This window comes from Aeromonas sp. 603607, assembly GCF_049171595.1.
In the GTDB taxonomy this organism is placed as follows: domain Bacteria; phylum Pseudomonadota; class Gammaproteobacteria; order Enterobacterales; family Aeromonadaceae; genus Aeromonas; species Aeromonas veronii.
On record NZ_JAAKOV010000003.1, the window covers coordinates 243,172 to 259,697 of the forward strand.

At 59.0% G+C, this 16,526-nt stretch carries 15 protein-coding genes and 1 other RNA gene; 8 read left to right on the forward strand and 8 right to left on the reverse strand.

Annotated elements, in window-relative coordinates; genetic code table 11:
* The first annotated feature begins 4 nt into the window (after positions 1-4).
* The 3 genes from narQ (at position 5) to G5315_RS05450 (ending at position 3,034) form a co-directional block, all read left to right on the forward strand.
* Entirely contained in the window at positions 5-1,717 is a 1,713-nt protein-coding gene (narQ, locus tag G5315_RS05440; RefSeq protein WP_201937096.1) for a nitrate/nitrite two-component system sensor histidine kinase NarQ, read from the forward strand.
* Positions 1,717-2,355 carry a two-component system response regulator NarL gene (gene narL / locus G5315_RS05445; RefSeq protein ID WP_005334471.1) on the forward strand — a complete coding sequence of 213 codons (639 nt, stop codon included), beginning with the start codon at positions 1,717-1,719 and terminating at the stop codon, positions 2,353-2,355. Before narQ ends, narL begins: the two co-directional genes overlap by 1 nt.
* Positions 2,356-2,458: 103 nt before the next feature.
* Positions 2,459-3,034 (forward strand): LON peptidase substrate-binding domain-containing protein, encoded by a 576-nt coding sequence (locus tag G5315_RS05450; protein WP_201937094.1) that lies wholly within the window; start codon positions 2,459-2,461, stop codon positions 3,032-3,034.
* Positions 3,035-3,283: 249 nt separating this feature from the next.
* Here G5315_RS05450 and G5315_RS05455 read toward each other — a convergent pair whose 3' ends face one another.
* A complete protein-coding gene (locus tag G5315_RS05455; protein WP_201937093.1) occupies positions 3,284-5,380 on the reverse strand; it encodes an ATP-binding protein in 2,097 nt (698 codons plus the stop codon).
* 17 nt (positions 5,381-5,397) lie between these two features.
* The gene (locus G5315_RS05460; protein ID WP_421332654.1) at positions 5,398-6,582 is read right to left on the reverse strand and encodes an FIST signal transduction protein; all 1,185 of its coding nucleotides are present in this window, start codon (positions 6,580-6,582) and stop codon (positions 5,398-5,400) included.
* A gap of 113 nt (positions 6,583-6,695) precedes the next feature.
* Here G5315_RS05460 and G5315_RS05465 point away from each other — a divergent pair, with 113 nt between their 5' ends.
* A complete protein-coding gene (locus tag G5315_RS05465; RefSeq protein WP_201937091.1) occupies positions 6,696-7,610 on the forward strand; it encodes a gluconeogenesis factor YvcK family protein in 915 nt (304 codons plus the stop codon).
* 39 nt (positions 7,611-7,649) lie between these two features.
* Here G5315_RS05465 and G5315_RS05470 read toward each other — a convergent pair whose 3' ends face one another.
* The 3 genes from G5315_RS05470 to lpcA form a co-directional block, all read right to left on the reverse strand.
* Complete coding sequence (locus G5315_RS05470) at positions 7,650-7,985, reverse strand: Hpt domain-containing protein (RefSeq protein ID WP_005353511.1); 336 nt, start codon at positions 7,983-7,985, stop codon at positions 7,650-7,652.
* 291 nt (positions 7,986-8,276) lie between these two features.
* Positions 8,277-9,086 (reverse strand): class II glutamine amidotransferase, encoded by an 810-nt coding sequence (locus G5315_RS05475; protein ID WP_421172031.1) that lies wholly within the window; start codon positions 9,084-9,086, stop codon positions 8,277-8,279.
* 164 nt (positions 9,087-9,250) lie between these two features.
* Positions 9,251-9,829, reverse strand: coding sequence for a D-sedoheptulose 7-phosphate isomerase (lpcA, locus tag G5315_RS05480; RefSeq protein ID WP_005334485.1), 579 nt, complete (start codon positions 9,827-9,829; stop codon positions 9,251-9,253).
* Between the two features lie 256 nt (positions 9,830-10,085).
* Between lpcA and fadE the strand changes: the two genes are divergently transcribed.
* Both fadE and G5315_RS05490 read left to right on the forward strand, forming a co-directional pair.
* Entirely contained in the window at positions 10,086-12,542 is a 2,457-nt protein-coding gene (gene fadE / locus G5315_RS05485; RefSeq protein WP_335833844.1) for an acyl-CoA dehydrogenase FadE, read from the forward strand.
* Between the two features lie 179 nt (positions 12,543-12,721).
* Positions 12,722-13,996, forward strand: coding sequence for an amidohydrolase (locus tag G5315_RS05490; RefSeq protein WP_317114908.1), 1,275 nt, complete (start codon positions 12,722-12,724; stop codon positions 13,994-13,996).
* A gap of 81 nt (positions 13,997-14,077) precedes the next feature.
* On the opposite strand, the gene G5315_RS05495 is transcribed toward G5315_RS05490, so the two are convergent.
* Positions 14,078-14,425, reverse strand: a complete 348-nt coding sequence (locus G5315_RS05495; RefSeq protein ID WP_042054648.1) for an RnfH family protein — start codon at positions 14,423-14,425, stop codon at positions 14,078-14,080.
* Complete coding sequence (locus tag G5315_RS05500) at positions 14,418-14,852, reverse strand: SRPBCC family protein (protein ID WP_005334496.1); 435 nt, start codon at positions 14,850-14,852, stop codon at positions 14,418-14,420. The genes G5315_RS05495 and G5315_RS05500 overlap by 8 nt, the downstream gene beginning before the upstream one ends.
* 169 nt (positions 14,853-15,021) lie before the next feature.
* On the opposite strand from G5315_RS05500, the gene smpB reads away from it, so the two are divergent.
* Positions 15,022-15,510, forward strand: coding sequence for an SsrA-binding protein SmpB (smpB, locus tag G5315_RS05505; RefSeq protein WP_005334498.1), 489 nt, complete (start codon positions 15,022-15,024; stop codon positions 15,508-15,510).
* Positions 15,511-15,676: 166 nt separating this feature from the next.
* Positions 15,677-16,036: a transfer-messenger RNA gene (gene ssrA, locus G5315_RS05510) on the forward strand.
* A gap of 75 nt (positions 16,037-16,111) precedes the next feature.
* On the opposite strand, the gene G5315_RS05515 is transcribed toward ssrA, so the two are convergent.
* Positions 16,112-16,526 (reverse strand): HNH endonuclease (locus G5315_RS05515; protein ID WP_421332655.1); only part of this gene is annotated, 415 nt, incomplete at its 5' end.

A 16,526-nucleotide genomic window follows, 5' to 3' on the forward strand; every position in this document is an offset into this window, starting at 1 on the left:
CAGTATGGGAAAACGGTTCAGGGTCCATTCGGTCAGCAGTGCCATTGGCCGCGCCATGGTGTTGATCCTCTTTATGGCCAGCCTGATCGCGCTGGTCGCCATGGTCACCCTCTTCTACTCGGTACCCGATGCCAAGGCGATCAACCTCTCCGGTTCGCTGCGGATGCAGGCCTACCGGATGGCCTACGAAATCGAGCGGGGCGACAGCGTGCTGGGGCGCCTCTCCCAGTTTGAAGAGACCCTGCACGCCGAAGAGTTGCAGGAGACCCAGCGCTGGATCACTCCTGCCTCCCTGCGTCGCACCTATGGCGAAGTGCTCGGCCAGTGGCAGGTAATGCGCCAGCACATCGAGGATCGCACCCCCAGACGGTACACCGATAACACCGAGCAGTTTGTGGCGGCCATCGACAATTTCGTCAATCAGATGCAGTACCACGTGGAATTCAAGGTGAGGATGCTGGCACTGGCAGAGGGGCTCGGCCTGCTGGCCATCATCACTATCGCCTGGTTCACGGTGCGCTTCACCCGCCAGCAGGTGGTCGCCCCCCTCAACCAGCTGGTCTACTGCGCTCGCCAGATCCAGCGGCAGGATTTCGATCTTAAGCTGCCCGCCCACGGCGAAAACGAGCTGGGGGAGCTGTCACGCGCCTTCGTCACCATGGCCGACGAGCTGGGCAAGCTCTATCGGGAGCTGGAAAACAAGGTGGAAGAGAAAACCGCCAAGCTGCAACAGGCCAACGACACCCTCTCGTTTCTCTACTCGACCGCCCAGAAGCTGCACGCCGCCCCGCTCAGTACCCGTACCCTCATCAAACTGCTGGACCGCGCTGCCGCCCACCAGCATATCGACCATATCCGGCTGACCCGCTTCGAGCACAACGCCATGCCGGTCTACATCTCGGGGCGCACCGGCTGGCCCGGCGATCTCGATGCGGTCGCCAGCTTCTATCTGCAGATGGATGAACAGGAGTTCGGCCGCCTCGACATCATCAGCCAGCACCCCATCGATGAGCGGTTGATCAAGAACTTCACCATGCTGCTGGCTCAGGTGCTGCACAAAGACCAGACCCTGCTGCAACAGCAGCGACTGCTGCTGATGGAGGAGCGGGCGGTGATCGCCCGGGAGCTGCACGACTCGCTGGCGCAGGCCCTCTCCTATCTCAAGATCCAGTCCACCCTGCTCAAGCGCTCTTACGCCAAGGGGCAGCATGACAAGGCGCAGGAGGCGATGCAGCAGATCGACGAGGGGCTTAGCAATGCCTATACCCAGTTGCGCGAACTGCTCGGTACCTTCCGTCTCACCATTGGCGATGCCAATCTGGGGGAAGCGATCCGCGTCATGCTTGATCAACTGCAACCTCAGACCCAGGCCGAAATCCGGTTCCATTACGGACTGGCCGACAACGACCTGGAGGCGGGCCAGCATATCCACATTTTGCAGTTGATCCGTGAGGCAGTGCTCAATGCCATCAAACATGCCAACGCGCAAGTGATTGATGTTAGCTGTGAGACCCTCGCCAGTGGTAACATTGAGGTTCAGATTTCAGATGACGGTGTCGGGATCGGACTCGCCAGCTCGGCGATCAACCATTACGGGTTGAGCATCATGAACGAGCGCGCCAGCAAACTGCACGGTCTGCTGACCATCAACGAGCAGCAACCACAAGGCACCTGCGTGCATCTGACCTTTCCCACCAGTCTAACGAGAGACGCCTGATGGACGAGATGAAATACACAGTTCTGGTCGTAGATGACCATCCCCTCATGCGCAAAGGGATTGTGCAGCTGCTGGCTCTGGAAGAGAACATGGAGGTGACCGGTGAAGCCTCCAACGGCACAGATGCCGTGGCGCTGGCCAAAGAGTCAGAGCCGGATCTGATCCTGCTCGATCTCAACATGAAGGGGCTCTCCGGCCTCGATACCCTCAAGGCGCTGCGGGCCGAAGAGATCACCTCCCGGGTAGTGATCCTCACCGTCTCCGATGCCCGTCAGGATGTGGTGGCTTTGCTCAAGGCCGGTGCCGACGGCTACCTGCTCAAGGATACCGAGCCTGATCTGCTGCTGGCCCAGCTGGCCGACGTGATGACCGGCAAGCAGATCCTGAGCGAACCGCTGCGCCCCTATCTCGAAAACATCTACGAGCTGGATCACCTGCAGCAGAAGCTGGAAAGCTTAACGCGTCGCGAAATGCAAATCCTGCGCGAAATTGCAAAAGGCCTCTCCAACAAACAGGTCGCCTCGGTACTCCATATCTCCGAGGGAACGGTCAAGGTTCACGTGAAGAGCCTGCTGAAGAAACTCGAGGCGCAAAGCCGCGTGGAAGCGGCTGTCATGTATCTGGAGCAGCGCAACTAAGCGCCCTCAACCGCCCGAAAAGCCACCCTCCGGTGGCTTTTTTCATTCTCTGGCACAGTCGCTGCATTGTCATATTCAGCAACTACTCAATGGAGGATGGAACATGAAACTACAACCTTTGGCACTGTTCCCCTTGCCTTCCCACATACTGCCGGGCGGCAAGCTTCCTCTGCGTCTGTTCGAGCCACGCCACCTGCAGATGCTCAAGGAGTCATTCATCAACGATCAGGGCTTTGGCATCGTGATGGAAGAGTCGACCACCTCGGGACAATCCGGCCGCATTCTGCCGGTGGGCACCCGGGTCAAGGTGACTGACTTCTACAGCCTTAATGATGGCCTGCTGGGAGTGACGGTGCTGGGACTGGAGCGCTTCTGCATCCACGAGATGGAAACAGACGAGATGGGCCTGCGCCGGGCCAAGGTGGAGATGCTGCCCAACTGGCCGAGCACCCACTCAGATTTCAACGACAAGCTGCTGGTCAATCGCCTGCGGGAAGTGTTCGAGCAGTATCCGGAGCTTGATGAGCTCTATCCGGACAAGCGCTTTGAAGATGCCGCCTGGCTCTGCCAGCGCTGGCTCGAGATATTGCCGATGCCGATTTATGAAAAGCAGATGCTGATTGCCAAACAAAACAGCGAAGCGGCCCGTAAATTTCTGCATCGCCTGATTTCACAATGACAAAAACAGCGTTGCAAAATGCAATTATTCCAACAATGAAAATGTGAAATTCGCATTTTGCGAGCAAGTAGGAACGCAAAACGCCATAACAAGAGAGAGCCGCTGCGCTAAACGGCCAAAATTGAACACAAAAGAGTCCTGAAAAAGTTGGCACAGATTTTTCATGTAGATTGATACAACCCGATTTATCCCGTGCTCTCTTCAGTATTTGCTGAAGAACTGGTCAACCCACAAAGTTGACCATTTTTTTTATCCGCGCGTCGGCAACCGCTGACCAAAGTGACGCTGCAAACACTCTCTCAACCGTGACAAGGTGATAGGCTTGGCGAGAAAGTCATCCATCCCCTGCGCCAGACAGCACGCCTTGTCCTCCGCCATCGCATTGGCCGTCAGGGCGACGATAGGCATGGTGCATCCCAACTCACGCAAGCGTCGGGTCGCTTCCAGTCCGTCCATCAGGGGCATCCGCATATCCATCAGGATCAGATCCGGGAGCTGCTCATCCACCTGCGCCAGCGCTTCCAGACCATTGGCAGCCAGCCGAACCTTGCCCACCAGTTTTTGCAGCATCAGCGACACCACCAGCTGATTCACCGGGCTGTCCTCCACCACCAGCACATCCAGTGGCAACAGTGCCGAAGCCCCCTCCTCCCGCTGCGGCTGGCTATGGCAGGGTAGCGCCATGCCGGGCAGTTCGAACCAGAAACAGCTTCCCTTGCCCGGCTCGCTCTTCAGGTGGATCTCTCCCCCCATAAGCGTCACCAGACGCTTGCTGATGGCAAGACCGAGGCCGGTACCGGAAAAACGCCGGGTGGCCGAGTTGTCGACCTGGGAGAAGGGTTCAAACAGCAGCGCCTGATCCGCATCAGCGATCCCGATCCCGGTGTCGGAGACCGAGATCAGCAGCTTCTCATCCTGCCAACCCAGATGGAGAGTGACCTCTCCCTGTTCGGTAAATTTGAGGGCGTTGTCCAGCAGATTGCCCATCACCTGGGTAAGACGCACCGGATCTCCCTGCAGCTCGGCAGGGACAGCTTCATCTACCCGATAGCTCAGTGTTATGCCCTTGCCGTCGGCACGGTTCTGCAACGGTTCGATCACGGATTGACACAACTGGATCGGTTGCAAGGTCTCGCAATGGAACACCAGGGTCTGGGACTCGATTTTAGAGAAATCGAGCACATCGTCGATGATGGTCTGCAGCAATCTGGCAGAGTGGGTGGCATGACGTAGCAACTGCTTCTGCTCGGGTGCCAGCTCGGCGTGTAGCACCAGGTCGAGCATCCCCAGCACCGCATTCATGGGGGAGCGGATCTCGTGGGTCATCATGGCAAGAAACTGGGATTTGGCACGGTTGGCCGCCTCCGCATCGTCCCGTGCCCGCGCCAGCTCCTCTTCACGATGGATCTGGTGGCTGATATCGCGTGCGGTACCGCGATATCCCGTAAAAGCCCCCCCATGATCAAAACAGGGTTCGGCACTCACCTCCATCCAGCGGGGGCCGTCGAGCATCGCAACCTGCATGCGTACAGCCCGAACCGGTTTACGCTGCTCCAATAGGTCGAGATATGCCTGTGACTCGGTACTCTGCTTGTTGCAGACATAGTCATAGAGGGTCGGCCGGGTTGCCAGCGGGGTCATCTCGTCAAGGTAACCGGGCTCGGAAGCATAGCTGAGCCGGTGTTCGGCATCGGTCTCCCAGAACCAGTCGGAGGCCATGGCGGCAAAACTGCGAAAACGGCGTTCACTGGCCTGCAGGGCCTGAGTTTTTAAATCGACCTGCTCCTGCAAGCGGGCCCGATAGGCAATGTTGACCAGCGCTTGTGAAATCAACGGACGGCAGCGCTGCATGGCCGCCTTGCTGGTCAGATCGAAGGAGCCGGCCAGCGAGTGCCGACAGAGGATAACGGCGGTAAAGCCGGGGGCCTGCAGCCCGGTCAGCATCAGGCTGGCCCAGCCCGGCTCGCTCGCCAGCGGTGCCAGCTCAGGCAACTGGAACGGGTCATAGATCACCAACGTCTCTCCGGCAATGGCACGAGCAAAGGCCGGGGTCATCAACCAGCTGCGACCGCACTGTTCCGGCTCGGTACTGAGGTGGGTGATGCCCTGTTCCCCACTCCAGGCCACCACATCCGCATGCTCAAAGCCGATAAAGGGCTTGAGCACTTGAATGAGGCTCTCCAGCACCTGCTCCAGCGTTTTGGCATCAGCCAGTGTAGCCACCCCTTTCAGCAGGGTATGGGATTCATGACGATACTTGGCCTCGCGCTCACGACAGCGCATAAGATCGACCAGGGTCGCCTGCAGTTTGTCGCCAAGGGCTTCCAATTCACTGTTGCCAATCATCTTGTATCCTGCTCTGCTCAAGCGGTCAGAAAGATCACACTCGATACCATCAGGTTGCCGTGGGCCAGCTCGCCATTGGGCAGCCGCCCCTGCTCGCCGAAGGTAAAGGGGGTGATAAAAGGGATCTTGCCGAGGCGAGCCTGGCTCTGCTCGACAAATTGGCACAACATATCACCTAGCGCCAAACGACAACCAGCACAAAAGATGATGAGAGCGCCGATAGGCTGCAATTCCACGTCGACCCCATACCCTGGCTCGATACGCATGGCATTGAGGCTGCGCTGCAACAACCCTTCCTGACTGCTGTACATCAACAGCAGACGCTCCCCTTGCACCACATCGGTAAAGAGCCGCAGCCCGCCCTGTTCGGTCACAGCTTCGGGGTGGGAGAGTTTGTAGTAAGGAATGCCATCCAGCGCTCCCACCTGACGGGCCAGCGGGGTGAGCGTGGTCTCCCGCAAAATCGCCCCCACCGGCCAGGGCTGCTCGCGACCGCACCAGCGGGCATAGACCTCGGCAGCAGGCTGGTGATCGATGGTGAGTACCTCCCGCCCGTTGCAGGCGGTGATCTCACCACTGAATTCGGCAGGCACATAACCGGAGTGAAACTGAAAAGCGAGCTGGCAATCGGGATAGAGCACCGCCAGACCGATGCCATCCTGAGCCACCGCCTCATCCCAGCAGAGCTGCCAGTCACCGCTGACGCTGCTATCAGCCGCGGATCCACCGACCACCGGCACCGAGGCACCGAGTTCTGCCTCGATTCCGGCCAGCAGCCCCTCCTCCTTGCCGGGACTGGCATGAAACAGGATCAGCTGGGGCAGCTCGCCCGGTCGACCACAGTCGCTCATGGCTCGGCGCAGCAACTGCCGCACATCCACCCCGTCACCGCTGGCACCGGCTACCCCGAATGCCCCTTTCTCATCGTACAGAGCAGCAACCGCCAGCCCATATCCGTCTCGGGCGTGGTGCCCCATCTCGGTCATGACACCACCGCAAGAGCTGCACCCAAGCAGGCGGGTCGTCGGGAACTGGCATTTGAGCGCGTCGCGCAGTATCGCCCCCTCATAGGCTTGGGTAAAATAGAGCAACAGCAGGGAGGGGGCCTGATCGGCATGGTGGCGCAGCTGCGCGCAGATATCTTGGGCCGCCAGCGATGAATTCTGGGCGAGGGAGTGAACGGTCAGAAATTTCAACACCATCTCCTTCTTTTATCGAATGGCAGCCTCAAGCAAAAATCATACCTTTATCAAACAATTATCTCGCTTCGCTTGCTAACATAGCGGTCAACTGAGACCAATGACAGGACGCCCATATGTGGCAAAAAAACATCAATGACTTCGATCGGGTCGTTGCCATCGGTGGTGGCCATGGTATGGGACGAGTGCTTTCGTCCCTCTCGTTTCTCGGTCAACGGCTCACCGGCATCGTCACCACCACAGATGATGGCGGCTCGACCGGACGCCTGCGCAAGAGTCAGGAGTGCATCGCCTGGGGCGATCTGCGCAACTGCCTGAACCAGCTGGTCACCGATCCCAGCATCGGCAGCCTGTTGTTCGAATACCGCTTTGCCGGCAAAGGCGAGCTGGCGGGCCACAACCTTGGCAACCTGATGCTGCTGGCGCTCGATAATCTCTGTGTCCGTCCTCTTGATGCTATCAAGCTGATCAGTGACATGCTCAAAATAGAGTCACAATTGCTACCCATGTCTGAATTTCCCACCGATCTCTGCGCCCATATGGAGTGTGGCACCCAGATCCTGGGAGAGGTATCCATCGATCAACTGGCAACACCACCCCTCTCCCTCGGCCTGATGCCGGAGGTGCAAGCGACCCGCGAAGCGGTGCTGGCATTGCAGCAGGCGGACATGATCATTCTGGGGCCGGGCAGTTTCCTCACCTCCATCATGCCGCCATTGCTGCTGGCCGAGATCGCCCAGGCCATCAACGAGAGCAGCGCCATGCTGGTTTTCGTCTGTAATCTGGTGGCGGAAAACGGCCCTGCCAGCCAGCTGGATCTGATGAGTCAGTGTCGCTGGCTGGAATCCCGGGTCGGTCAGGGTCGGCTGGATGCCATCCTGGCCCCACAGGGCGCAGGTGATGCGGGGGGCTGGCAAGGGCGTGTGATCGAAGCCGAGCTGGGCGAGCTTGAGCTGCCCCATCGGCACGATCGATTGAAGCTTAAACTGGCGCTGGACCGGATCATCCAGCAACTGCTCAACCAGCGTTAGGCAACGGTCACTGCGCCCCGGCACCCCTGCATGGCGCCGTTACTGATAATCGGCAAGAAACGCGAGCACTTGGGGCAAGGAGGCCTCCAGCAGTTGCAACTGGCGCTCTGCCTCGGCCACATCGGCCTGCTTGCTGGCCATCTCAAGTGCCATCACCTGCTGATAACTCGGCATGGCGCCATAGCTGCCACAGGATGATTTCATGCTGTGCGCCACCCGAGCCAGCGCCTCCCACTCTCCCTGTTCATAGAGGGGTCTGAGCTGACTCAGCTGCTCGCCCACCTCTTCAATAAAGACTGCGATGACCACGGGCAGCATATCCGGACCGATATCCTCTGCCAGCTGCTGCAACACCTTGCGATCCACCCACTCCATGCGAGGCTCCTCCAGAACGGTATTCAAACAGACCATACTATAGATAGTTTTCGATGTCGTGGCTCACGACCAGGCAGTGATGAAGCACCCGATTGGATGGCTCAGGGAATAAAGTGGCAAAAAATGTGATCAGTATCGAAATAGCGATGCTCAAGCGCCCGTCAAGACAACAACTTGATTGCCACAAATTAACAATTGATCAACACTCAATGCCGTCAGAGTGATGATGCTCAGCAACACCTCTCATCCCTTTTGCCTTTTATGGCTGCTGCGAAGAACCAGGGTAGGTATCTACCCTGGTATTTTTTTATCTTGCCCAAGCGCAACCCGATTGGTCGCCACCCGCTCCCCAAGCCGGAACAGATTGAATTCGCCGGGGGCCATCTTGATCCAGTTCTCATTGCCGGTCAGCGGCCGCGTCGTGACCAGCGTCACCACATCGTTGGGTGTGGTCTCGCTCTGGAAATCGATCACCACCTCCTCATCCAGCAAACTCGCCTCGCCAAATGGCGCGCAGCGAGTCAGCCAGTGCAGGTTGTTGCTGCAGTAGCTCATCACATACTCCCCGTCCGAGAGCAGCATGTTGAACACCCCGAATGCTCTGAGCTCATCACACAAGGTGGCCATATAGCGAAACATGGCGGGAAAGTTTGCAGGACGCTTGGGGTACTTCTGCTCCAACCGGTCGAGCAGCCAGCAGAAGGCGTGTTCGCTGTCGGTATCCCCTACCGGACGGTGGCGACCGGTTGGCAGCTTCTTGTAACCGGTCAGCTGACCGTTGTGGGCGAAGGTCCAGTAACGGCCCCACAGCTCACGGGTAAAGGGGTGGGTATTTTCCAGTGACACGCAGCCACGATTGGCCTGCCGAATGTGGCTGACCACAGCGCAGCTCTTGATGGGCAGCGCCTGTACCAGTCTGGCGATGGGAGATTGGGCGCTGGGCTCGGGATCCTTGAAGGTGCGAAAGCCCTTCCCTTCGTAAAAGGTGATCCCCCAGCCATCCTTGTGGGGCCCGGTCTTGCCGCCGCGCAGCATCAACCCGGTAAAGCTGAAGCAGATATCGGTCGGCACATTGGCACTCATGCCGAGCAGTTCGCACATATCCGGCAGACTCCTTTCATGATTTGGCTTGTGTCATGTTCGACCAGCACGCTGGTTCGACAGACAGCAGGGGAAGGCGCAATCTCTTCCCCTGTGACTGGCAACAACCGGCCGATGGCGAACCATGCTACCGGCGTTGCCCTTGTCTGGTAGTGACAGCCTGATTACTTGGCCATCTCTTTTTCGACCAGCTGGATCAGGATGTGGATCACCTTGATGTGCACTTCCTGAATACGGTCGGCATAGCCAAAGTGCGGAACCCGGATCTCGACATCCGCCAGACCTGCCATCTTGCCGCCATCCTTGCCGGTCAGGGCGATCACTTTCATCCCCTTGGCGCGAGCAGCCTCGATGGCTTTCAGGATATTGCCGGAGTTGCCGCTGGTGGAGATACCAAGCAGCACGTCGCCACGGCGGCCGACCGCTTCTACGTAACGGGAGAAGACATAGTCATAGCCAAAGTCGTTGGAGACGCAGGAGAGGTGGCTCGGATCGGAGATGGCGATACCGGCGTAACCCGGGCGGTTCTCGCGATAGCGACCGGTCAGCTCTTCGGCAAAGTGCATGGCGTCACAGTGGGAACCACCGTTGCCACAAGAGAGCACCTTGCCCTCTTCCTTGAAAGAGTCAGCCAGCAGTTTGGCGGCCGCTTCGATGTTTTTCAGGTTCTGCTCATCAGCCAGGAAGGCCTGCAGCACGCTGGCAGCTTCGGTCAGTTCATTGCGGATCAATTCTTGGTACATGATGTCTCTTCCACTGTTTTTAGTGTGCTTGTAGATCGCGGCTATTCTCGCACAAGCGAATCGCACAGTCGCCCCCCTGCGAGCCACAGCGCTGGCGGCGCGTGAGCGTTATGGGGATCACAGAGAGAAGGTAATGAAGATGTAAACAGCTTGATAACTTTGTGCGTATGAATTACAACAGGGGCCATATCCAACAGGTCAGACCTCTGGATGAGTTACACCAAGTTGGCACATTTATACACGCAAGGAGCAAGCAATGACGACGACCCTCACTCTGCTCGGGGTGATCCTGGTTATCGGAGCCCTGGCCTATCGCCGGGCATCCCTGTTCATCTCCACCCTGGTCACCGGCGCCGCCCTGGTGCTTGGCGCCATCTATGGTCATGTGCCCTTGCTGGTATGGGCGCTGTTCGCGGTGATCGCCATCCCGCTCAATCTGGTGGAATTTCGCCGCAATCAAATAACCAAGCCGCTGTTCAAGATCTACAAATCGATCATGCCGGAGATGTCCCGCACCGAGAAAGAGGCGATTGAAGCGGGCACCACCTGGTGGGAAGCCGATCTGTTCGCGGGCAACCCGGACTGGAAAAAGCTGCACGCCATTCCGGTCAGCACCCTCTCTGCCGAAGAGCAGGCCTTTATGGATGGCCCGGTCGAGGAAGTGTGCCGCATGGTGAGCGACTGGGAAGTGACCCACGAGCGCGCGGATCTCTCCCCCGAGGTGTGGCAATACCTGAAGGACAACAAGTTCTTCGCCATGATCATCAAGAAGAAATATGGCGGTCTGGAGTTCTCTGCCTACGCCCAGTCCTGTGTCCTGCAAAAGCTGTGCGGCGCCAGCGCCGTGCTCGCCTCCACCGTCGGCGTACCCAACTCGCTGGGCCCGGGCGAACTGCTGCAACACTATGGCACTGACGAGCAGAAAGATTACTACCTGCCCCGCCTGGCGGTAGGCAAAGAGATCCCCTGCTTCGCCCTGACCAGCCCGGAGGCAGGTTCGGACGCCGGTTCCATCCCCGACTTCGGTATCGTCTGCAAGGGCGAGTGGGAAGGCAAAGAGGTGCTCGGTATGCGTCTCACCTGGAACAAGCGCTACATCACGCTCGCCCCTATTGCTACCGTACTGGGTCTGGCCTTCAAACTGCGTGACCCCGAGCACCTGCTGGGTGAAGAGGAAGAGCTCGGCATCACCTGTGCGCTGATCCCGACACACATCAAGGGGGTCGGCATTGGCCGTCGCCACTTCCCGCTCAACGTGCCGTTCCAGAACGGCCCGACCCAGGGCAAGGATGTGTTCGTCCCGCTCGATTTCATCATCGGTGGCCCGGCCATGGCCGGTCAGGGCTGGCGCATGCTGGTCGAGTGTCTGTCGGTCGGTCGCGGCATCACCTTGCCCTCCAACAGCACCGGCGGCGTCAAGATGCTGGCCCTGGCAAGCGGTGCCTACAGCCGCATCCGTCGCCAGTTCAAGCTGCCCATCGGCAAGATGGAAGGGATTGAAGAGCCGCTGGCCCGCATCGGTGGCAATGCCTACATCATGGGCGCCGCAGCCAACCTGACCGTGACCGGCATCGACCTTGGCGAGAAGCCCTCGGTCATCTCCGCCATCGTCAAATACCACCTCACCGACCGTGCCCAGAAGTGCATCATCGATGCCATGGACATCCACGGCGGCAAAGCCATCTGCATGGGCCCCAACAACTATCTGGCCCGTGGCTATCAGGGTGCGCCCATCGCCGTTACGGTAGAAGGGGCCAACATCCTGACACGCAGCATGATCATCTATGGTCAGGGCGCTATCCGCTGCCACCCGTATGTACTGCCGGAGATGCTGGCTGCCAGCCACCCGGATAAAGAGCAGGCGCTGAAAGATTTCGACAAGGCAGTATTCAGCCACGTCGGCTTTGCCATCAGCAACCTGGTGCGCAGCTTCTGGCTCGGTATCACCGGCGCCCGCTTTGCCGCTTCACCGTACAAGGATCAGACCAAGGGCTACTACCAGCAGCTCTCCCGCCTTTCGGCCAACCTGGCGTTCCTGTCAGACATGGCGATGGGCACCCTGGGTGGCGAGCTCAAGCGCAAGGAGCGGGTCTCCGCCCGTCTTGGCGACGTGCTGAGCCAGCTTTATCTGGCCTCCAGTGCCCTCAAGCGCTATCAGGATGAGGGACGCCAGCAGGCCGATCTGCCGCTGCTGCACTGGGCACTGCAAGATGCCATGTTCAAGGCACAAGAGGCGATCGACGAGCTGCTTCGCAACTTCCCGAACCGCTGGATTGGTCTGGCCCTTCGCGCCGTGGTGCTGCCGCTTGGCCGTGACCTGAACCGTCCGTGCGACAAGCTGGACCAGCAAGTGGCCCGCCTGCTGCAAACCCCGAGCGAAACCCGCAGCCGCCTGGCCAAGGGGCAATACCTGACTCGCGAAGAGGGCAACCCCTTCGGTCTGCTGGAGCAGGCGCTCGATGACGTACTGTCCGCCGAGCCGCTGTTCGAGAAAGTCTGCAAGGCTGATGGCATCAAGCGCCCCTTCCTGGCGCTGGACAAGGTGGCCGACATTGGCCTGGCCGCTGGCGTACTGACCCAGAGCGAAGCCGAGCTGCTGCGCCGCGCCGAGGTAAGTCGCCTGCGCACCATCAACGTCGATGATTTTGACCCCATCGATCTGGTGGCCAACAAGAAGCTGTTTGAAGCCTCCGCTTACCATCACGCGGCCTGATAACCAGCTATCGACACGCCTCCCTTGTGGAGGCGTTTTTTTATCTTCTCTCACCCCTATCAATGGCCTCCAATGCCATTGCCCGCGTTCACAGCTCCCCCGACCAGCTGCTGGCCCCGTGTGGTCAGCCGGGAAAAAAGGCACAATAGCCGACAAATCGAATCACCAAGGAAGCCAAGATGACCCTTGAGCACCTGATCCTGTGGCGCCGCGACCTGCACCGCCTGCCGGAAGCCGCCTGGAAAGAGTTTCGCACCACCAGCCTGATTGCCCACCACCTGAGCGAGCTCGGTTATCGCATCGTGCTCGGCGACAAACTGCTGGCCAGCAATCTGATGATGGGGCGCGATGTGGATGTGGCCGCCGAGAAAGCCCGCGCCCGCCGTCAGGGGGCCCATCCCGACTGGCTGGAGCGGATCGGCGATGTCACCGGTCTGATGGGAGAGCTGGATACCGGCCGTCCCGGCCCGACCCTGGCCTTTCGCTTCGATATCGACGCGGTCGAGGTGGAGGAGTCTGCCGCCGAGCAGCACCTGCCGCAGCAGGAGGGTTTTGCCTCCCACAACAAGGGGTGGATGCACGCCTGCGCTCACGATGGCCACACCGCCATCGGCATGGGGCTGGCCAGTCAGCTGATGGCGATGAAGGAGCAGCTTTGCGGCCGCATCAAGCTCTTCTTCCAGCCCGCCGAAGAGGGGTGCCGCGGTGGCAAGGCGCTGGCTGCCGGTGGCGCACTCGATGACGTAGATGCCCTGCTCTCGCTCCATATCGGTATTCACGCTGGCAGCGGCGAGCTGGTGATCAATCCCACCGAGTTTCTCTGCTCCACCAAGTTCGACGTCCACTTTATGGGCACCGCCGCCCATGCAGGGCTCGAGCCCAATGCCGGCAGCAATGCGCTGGCAGCCGCCTGCATGGCCACCACCGCCATGCTAGGCATCCCCCGCCACCGCGACGGCATGACCCGCATCAACGTCGGCCAGCTTCACGCTGGCAGCGGCCGCAACGTCATTCCCGATCATGCCGAGCTGCGCGGTGAAACCCGCGGCGCCGACAGCACGCTCAACGACTACATGTTCAGTCAGGTACAGCGCATCGTCGAAGGTACCGCCCTCGCCCACGGCGTCACCTACCGCATCATCAAGCAGGGTGAGGCCATTGCCCTCGACAACAGCCCGGCGCTGCAAGCCGAGCTGGCGGCGCTGGCCCGCAAGCAGGGGCTCGCCACTATCCAGACTCGCCGCTTTGGCGCCAGCGAAGATGCCGGTTTTCTGATGGAGCGGGTGCAAAAACAGGGGGGCGAAGCGGCTTACCTCATTCTGGGGGCCGATCTGGCGGCACCACACCATCACAACGAATTCGATTTCGATGAGCGGGTGATGCAAAGCGGGGTAGAGCTACTGGCCGCTTGGGCCCGTGCCCGACTGGGTGTGGCAGAAGCAGCCCTCTCTTGATATCCCCTCGGCAAGCTCACCGGCTAACGGGATCAAAAAAAGGCGCCTCGGCGCCTTTTTTCTGCAAGAAAAACCTGAGAGCTACTCGCGGAGCTTGCGATGCACATCGGGGCGACCACCGGTCACGCTATCGGCTCTCCCCTCCTCTTTGGCCTTCTCGGCCCGCTTTTTGCGCATCTCGCGGGGATCGGCGATGAGCGGGCGGTAGATCTCGATACGATCGCCGTCGTGCAGCGGCTCGCTCCCTTTCACCGGGCGGCTGTAGATGCCGAACTTGTTGACCGCCAGATCGATCTCGGGGTGTTTTTGCACGATGCCGGACTGCTCGATGGCCGCCAGCACGCAGGTCTCGGGCGCAACCCGCAGCGCAATCACCGTCTGCTGCTGCGGCAAGGCATAGACAACCTCGATATTGAGCTGGTCAGACACCGTAGACCTCCTTCGCCCGGTTGGAGAAGGCGGAGACCATGGAGCTCACCAGATCGCGGAACACCTGACCAAATGCCACCTCGATAAGCTTGGAGGTAAACTCGAAATCGAGATCAAACTCCACCTTGCAGGCATCCACATCGAGCGGGGTAAAGGTCCACCAGCCCGCCAGCTTGCGGAACGGGCCATCCACCAGCTCCATCCTGATCTGACGGTTCACATCCAGCTGATTGCGGGTGGTAAAGGTCTTGGCAATCCCCGCCTTGGCCACATCGACCGACGCCATCATGTAGTCATCGCCAGCCTCGTGGACACGGCTGCCGACACAGCCGGGCAAAAACTGCGGATAGGCATCCACATCGTTAACCAACTTGAACATCTGTTCTGCACTGAACATCACCAGGGCACTGCGCGTAATTCGGGGCATGGCTTTTCCTCATCCAATCGGCGCGATTTTATCACCATGTTTGGGGTTGTGGAGGTAAAACCTCAGCCAAACCGCTCAGAAAGCCACCACTTGACCTGCTGCGCGTTTTACAGCCGCCCCTGCCTACGTATAATACGAGCCTCCTAGTCATTGCCGGAAATCGCCCGTCATGAGCAAAAAAAACAGTAAAAACAAAGCCGGGTCCAGCACCATTGCACTCAACAGAACCGCGCGCCACGAATACTTCATCGAAGAGAAGATCGAAGCGGGTCTGTCCCTGCAAGGGTGGGAAGTCAAATCCCTGCGGGCGGGCAAGGCCAACATCAGCGAAGCCTATGTCATCTTCCGCGATGGCGAGGCCTATCTGTTCGGCTCCAGCTTCCTGCCACTGCAAGCGGCCTCCAGCCACGTGGTATGTGACCCGACCCGCACCCGCAAACTGCTGCTGAGCCGTCGTGAACTCGACAAGCTCGAAAGCCTGATCGCCCGTCAGGGCTACACCATAGTTCCCCTCGCCCTCTACTGGAAACAGTGCTGGGTCAAAGTCGAGATCGGCCTGGTGAAGGGCAAGAAAGAGCACGACAAGCGCGAAGATACCAAGGCCCGCGAGTGGGATCGGGAAAAAGCCCGCATCATGAAGAACAAGCATCGCGGCTAACCCGCTACTGGCAGGATCTGGACGCCAGTTCACCTTCCCCCGGCGCAGCTGGCTCTTCAGGCTCAGCTGCGTACAATAAATCGGCAAACAGACTTGCTGCCAGAGGGAATGGGTATCAACGCCTTGCTATGACAGCATTTTTGCGTACAATCGCAATTAACAACTTGGGGCTGATTCTGGATTCGACAAGATTCACGAAACCCAAGGTGCATGCCGAGGTGCGGTAGGCCTCGTTAATAAACCGCAAAAAAATAGTCGCAAACGACGAAAACTACGCACTAGCAGCTTAATAACCTGCATAGAGCCCTTCTACCCTAGCTTGCCTGTGTCCTAGGGAATCGGAAGGTCATCCTTCACAGGATCGTGTGGAAGTCCTGCTCGGGGCGGAAGCATTAAAACCAATCGAGCTAGTCAATTCGTGGCGTGTCTCTCCGCAGCGGGTTGGCGAATGTAAAGAGTGACTAAGCATGTAGTGCCAAGGATGTAGTAATTTTGGACGGGGGTTCAAATCCCCCCAGCTCCACCAAACGTTTGGAAAGGGCCATCTCGCAAGAGGTGGCCCTTTTTTATCGAGTTTATCTAGCGTGAAAGCCTCAACGTCTCACAGAAAGCGCAGGGGAATATTCACACTGGGGGCTGTCACGTCCACAAACAGGTCAATACCACGCCACAACCGAGCATGCTCACGGAGTGCTTGCTGATAGGCCCAAGTGGCGATTGCGGTAGAACGCTCGGCGTCGATGCTCACCAGAGGGGACAGCTCGTCCGTGAGGTACGCCCCATGGGTCAGGATATTCTGCTCGTACCAGGCATCCCTGTGCTCGGGAGCGGCAAGAAAATCCCGTTTGCTCCGGTTACAGTTGGCGTGTGCCAGTACGAAGTTGTGGCCCAAATCGATTGGATAACGACGCCAGGGGATGAAATGGTCTACCTCACCATTCCCGTGTATCGCCTTGTTACAGTAAAAACAGGTTCCCCCCTGCAAGTCCCTCAAAACCTCCCCCACCCGTCCCAGC

Excerpts from the sequence above, each read along its gene's own strand:
- narQ (WP_201937096.1), top strand. The coding sequence starts at position 5 with ATGGGAAAACGGTTCAGGGTCCATTCGGTCAGCAGTGCCATTGGCCGC.
- narL (WP_005334471.1), top strand. The coding sequence starts at position 1,717 with ATGGACGAGATGAAATACACAGTTCTGGTCGTAGATGACCATCCCCTC.
- G5315_RS05450 (WP_201937094.1), top strand. The coding sequence starts at position 2,459 with ATGAAACTACAACCTTTGGCACTGTTCCCCTTGCCTTCCCACATACTG.
- G5315_RS05455 (WP_201937093.1), bottom strand. The coding sequence starts at position 5,380 with ATGATTGGCAACAGTGAATTGGAAGCCCTTGGCGACAAACTGCAGGCG.
- G5315_RS05460 (WP_421332654.1), bottom strand. The coding sequence starts at position 6,582 with ATGGTGTTGAAATTTCTGACCGTTCACTCCCTCGCCCAGAATTCATCG.
- G5315_RS05465 (WP_201937091.1), top strand. The coding sequence starts at position 6,696 with ATGTGGCAAAAAAACATCAATGACTTCGATCGGGTCGTTGCCATCGGT.
- G5315_RS05470 (WP_005353511.1), bottom strand. The coding sequence starts at position 7,985 with ATGGAGTGGGTGGATCGCAAGGTGTTGCAGCAGCTGGCAGAGGATATC.
- G5315_RS05475 (WP_421172031.1), bottom strand. The coding sequence starts at position 9,086 with ATGTGCGAACTGCTCGGCATGAGTGCCAATGTGCCGACCGATATCTGC.
- lpcA (WP_005334485.1), bottom strand. The coding sequence starts at position 9,829 with ATGTACCAAGAATTGATCCGCAATGAACTGACCGAAGCTGCCAGCGTG.
- fadE (WP_335833844.1), top strand. The coding sequence starts at position 10,086 with ATGACGACGACCCTCACTCTGCTCGGGGTGATCCTGGTTATCGGAGCC.
- G5315_RS05490 (WP_317114908.1), top strand. The coding sequence starts at position 12,722 with ATGACCCTTGAGCACCTGATCCTGTGGCGCCGCGACCTGCACCGCCTG.
- G5315_RS05500 (WP_005334496.1), bottom strand. The coding sequence starts at position 14,852 with ATGCCCCGAATTACGCGCAGTGCCCTGGTGATGTTCAGTGCAGAACAG.
- smpB (WP_005334498.1), top strand. The coding sequence starts at position 15,022 with ATGAGCAAAAAAAACAGTAAAAACAAAGCCGGGTCCAGCACCATTGCA.